The 595-nt window shown below is 38.5% G+C and carries 1 protein-coding gene; it reads right to left on the bottom strand.

Features of this window, described 5'->3' with window-relative positions; translation table 11 throughout:
* Positions 1-125: 125 nt before the first annotated feature.
* On the bottom strand, positions 126-461 hold the full coding sequence (locus tag ABN217_RS19815; protein ID WP_349459938.1) for a hypothetical protein: 336 nt from the start codon (positions 459-461) through the stop codon (positions 126-128).
* Between the last annotated feature and the right edge of the window lie 134 nt (positions 462-595).

Below are 595 nucleotides of genomic sequence, written 5' to 3' on the forward strand. Positions count from 1 at the left end.
ACTATGATCCTACGTGACCCGTTTGACGTATAGTCTACAGATAGCGACTTGCTAGAAGCATGCATTAAAAAGTGCTGATAAGCAGATGAAAAAACACCGATTTATTCGGTGTTTTTTGTTATTTGTTACCGATATTTTAAACCCGCTAAGTCACTTCCGGATGGGTGTTGATAGATCCGTAGTTTAAAGTAGTTTGCAGACGCATTAACATACTCAAAAATTTCCGATTGGACTTCTTCATATTCAACCCAAGTGGTTGAACGGGTGAAACAATAGATTTCGACAGGTAGTCCATTGGGTGTTGGTGGCATGGTACGTATGACTAAATACATATCGGTTCTGACATCACCGCGCATTTTTATCCAATTCAAAATATATTTTCGAAATAGCTGTAGGTTAGTGACGCCATTATTCATTATCCAGTCATTTATATCACCGATATCACCTCGTTCTTCTAGCATATTTTCTATACTCTGACGTAGCGGAGTGGTATTTTTTAATTCGCTGATCAGATCTTCAGTTGCAAAGCAGATAGATGATTGGTCAATATAAAAGCTGCGCTTAATGCGACGTCCTCCTCAAGAAAACATCTGTT

Origin of the sequence: Proteus sp. fly-1067 (assembly GCF_040139345.1) — a bacterium.
GTDB lineage: Bacteria > Pseudomonadota > Gammaproteobacteria > Enterobacterales > Enterobacteriaceae > Proteus > Proteus vulgaris_B.